Source organism: Streptomyces phytophilus (genome assembly GCF_013870535.1).
Classification (GTDB): domain Bacteria; phylum Actinomycetota; class Actinomycetes; order Streptomycetales; family Streptomycetaceae; genus Streptomyces; species Streptomyces phytophilus.
In genome coordinates, this window is sequence record NZ_JACBXC010000711.1 from 1 (window position 1) to 3,116 (window position 3,116).

Annotated in this window: 4 protein-coding genes; all 4 read left to right on the forward strand. The window is 74.2% G+C overall.

Annotated features, from left to right (window positions below; genetic code table 11):
• Positions 1–96, forward strand: a 96-nt coding sequence (locus tag H5J30_RS23955) for a hypothetical protein (RefSeq protein WP_181789445.1), incomplete at its 5' end; no start/stop codon positions are given.
• 50 nt (positions 97–146) lie between these two features.
• Positions 147–1,196 (forward strand): iron chelate uptake ABC transporter family permease subunit, encoded by a 1,050-nt coding sequence (locus H5J30_RS23960; RefSeq protein ID WP_181789448.1) that lies wholly within the window; start codon positions 147–149, stop codon positions 1,194–1,196.
• The gene (locus H5J30_RS23965) at positions 1,193–2,230 is read left to right on the forward strand and encodes a FecCD family ABC transporter permease (RefSeq protein ID WP_181789446.1); all 1,038 of its coding nucleotides are present in this window, start codon (positions 1,193–1,195) and stop codon (positions 2,228–2,230) included. Before H5J30_RS23960 ends, H5J30_RS23965 begins: the two co-directional genes overlap by 4 nt.
• Positions 2,227–3,069, forward strand: coding sequence for an ABC transporter ATP-binding protein (locus H5J30_RS23970; RefSeq protein ID WP_220189295.1), 843 nt, complete (start codon positions 2,227–2,229; stop codon positions 3,067–3,069). Before H5J30_RS23965 ends, H5J30_RS23970 begins: the two co-directional genes overlap by 4 nt.
• Positions 3,070–3,116 lie beyond the last annotated feature (47 nt).

The window sequence follows — 3,116 nt, forward strand, 5'->3', positions numbered from 1 at the left end:
GGGCTGCGGGCGTTGTGCGCGGCGGCGTGGACGTACGCGGGGGAGGGCTCCTGCGGCCTCGACCCGGGGAAGGCGCTGGCGCGTCTGGACCTGTGAGTGCCCGCCCACTCCACCGTTTGGTCAGGGTAGGCTAACCTAACTGCGTGTTGGTCGACGCCGCTCCCCGTACGGACACCGAGTTCAAGGACGCCCCGCCGCGCCGCCGGTGGCTCTCACCGCGCGCCGCGGGCCTGGTCGCCTCCTGCCTCGCGCTGCTGCTGGTCTGCGTGGCCAGCATCGCCGTCGGCGCCAAGCCGATCCCGCTGGACCAGGTCTGGCACGGCCTCTTCGCCTACGACGGCAACGACACCGACGTCGTCATCCGCGACATGCGCGTCCCGCGCACCCTCCTCGGCCTGCTCGCCGGCGCCGCCCTCGGCCTCTCCGGCGCCGTCATGCAGGCACTCACCCGCAACCCCCTCGCCGAGCCCGGGCTGCTCGGCATCAACGCCGGCGCCTCGGCCGCGGTCGTCAGCGCCATCAGCTTCCTCGGCGTCACCTCCGTCGCCGGCTACGTCTGGTTCGCGTTCGCCGGCGCCGCCGCCGTCTCCGTCGTCGTGTACGCCCTGGGCGGCAGCCGCAGCGCCACGCCCGTACGCCTCGCGCTCGCCGGCACCGCCGCCACCGCCGCGCTCTTCGGCTACGTACGCGCCGTCGAGCTGACGGACACCGCGGCGCTGGACAAGATGCGCTTTTGGACCACAGGTTCGCTCGCCTCCGCCGACATGACCACCATCCGGCAGGTGCTGCCGTTCCTCGCCACGGGCATCGCCCTCGCGCTGCTGCTCGCCCGCCCGCTGAACGCCATGGCCATGGGCGACGACACCGCCCGCTCCCTGGGCGCGCACCTCGCCCGCACCCGGCTGCTCGCCATGCTCTCCGTCACGCTGCTGTGCGGCGCCGCGACCGCCGCGTGCGGGCCCATCATCTTCGTCGGGCTGATGATCCCGCACATGGTGCGCGCCGTGACCGGCCCGGACATGCGCTGGATCCTGCCGTACGCGGCCGTCCTCGCGCCCGTGCTGCTGCTCGCCGCCGACGTACTCGGCCGGGTGCTGGCCCGGCCCGCCGAGGTGCAGGTCGGGATCGTCACCGTGATCCTCGGCGGGCCGGTCTTCATCCATCTCGTACGACGCCGGAGGATGGCGCAGCTGTGAGAACGCTCAACGTACGCGGCGCGAAGGGCGACCTGTCCGTACGCCTCGACCTGCGCGCCCTGCTCGTCTGCGTGCTGCTGACCGCCGCCGCGCTGGCCGCCGCGGTGGTCCTCGTCGGCACCGGCGACTTCCCGATCTCCTTCGGCGAGGTGGTGCGCACGCTGTTCGGCGGCGGCGATGCCGGGCAGCAGTTCATCGTCCGCGAACTGCGGCTGCCGCGGGTGCTCGTGGGGCTGCTCGTCGGCGCGGCGCTGGGCCTGGCAGGGGCGGTCTTCCAGGCCGTCTCCCGCAACCCGCTGGGCAGTCCGGACGTGCTCGGCATCTCGCACGGCTCCGCGGTGGGCGCGCTGGTGGTCATCGTGCTGTTCAAGGGCGGCTCGGAGGCGGTCGCGTTCGGCGCCGTCGCGGGCGGCATCGCGACCGGGGCGGCGATCTACGTGCTGGCCTGGCAGCGGGGCGTCGCCGGCTACCGGCTCGTCCTCGTCGGCATCGGCGCCGCCGCCATCCTCACCGGCGTCATCAACTACCTGCTCACCAAGGCCGACCTGGTCGACGCCGCCCGCGCCACGCTGTGGATCACCGGGTCGCTCGGCGGGCGGGACTGGACGCACGTGTGGCCGCTGGTCGCGGTCTGCGCGGTGCTGGTGCCGCTCGTGCTGGTCTTGGGCCGGCCGCTGCGGATGATGGAGATGGGCGACGACACGGCGTACGCGCTGGGCGTACCCGTCGAGCGGGTCCGGCTCGTGGCGCTGCTGGCCGCCGTGCTGCTCACCGCCGCCGCCACCGCCGCCGCGGGGCCCGTCGCGTTCGTCGCCCTGACCGCGCCGCAGCTCGCCCGCCGGCTGACCCGCTCGCCGGGACCCAACCTCGCGCCCGCCGCGCTCATGGGCGCCACGCTGCTGATCGTCGCCGACTGGGGGGCGCAGCGCGCCTTCGGCGCCGACCAGGTGCCCGTCGGCGTCGTCACCGGCGTGCTCGGCGGCGTCTACCTCCTCTGGCTGCTCGCCGCGGAACGACGGGCGGGCCGCATATGAACGACCGTACGCAGGACAGGAGCCCCGCAGTGAGCCGTCTCGCCGCCGCCGACGTCACCCTCGCCTACGACAGCCGGGTCGTCGCCGAGCACCTGTCGGTGGCCGTGCCCGACTCCTCGTTCACCGTCGTCGTGGGGCCCAACGCCTGCGGGAAGTCGACGCTGCTGCGGGCGCTGGCGCGGATGCTGAAGCCGGGCACCGGCGCGGTGCTGCTGGACGGCGAGTCCATCGGCACGCTGCCGGCCCGCAAGGTGGCGCGGACCCTCGGGCTGCTGCCGCAGTCGTCCGTGGCGCCCGACGGCATCACGGTCGGCGACCTCGTCGCCCGCGGGCGCTACCCGCACCAGGGGCTGCTGCGGCAGTGGTCGCGGGAGGACGAGCGGGTCGTCCAGGAGTCGATGGCCGCCACCGGGGTCGGGGAGCTGGCGGATCGCTATGTCGACGAACTGTCCGGCGGGCAGCGGCAGCGGGTGTGGATCGCGATGGCCCTCGCGCAGCAGACGCCGCTGCTGCTGCTCGACGAGCCGACGACGTACCTCGACATCCAGCACCAGATCGACGTCCTCGACCTGTGCGCTGAACTCCACGAGACGCAGGGGCGCACGCTCGTCGCCGTGCTGCACGACCTCAACCACGCGGCGCGCTACGCCACCCACCTGATCGCCATGCGCGACGGGCGGGTCGTCGCGGAGGGGGCGCCCGCCGACATCGTGGACGCGGAGCTGGTCGAGCGCGTCTTCGGGCTCAAGTGCCAGGTGATCGCCGACCCGGAGACCGGCACGCCGCTGGTGGTACCGGCCGCGCGCAAGGCGCGGGCGGGGGCGGCCGGCTGGGTCTGACCGGGGTCCTGTCGGTGGTTCGGGGTACGGTCTGTGCCATGAGCGAG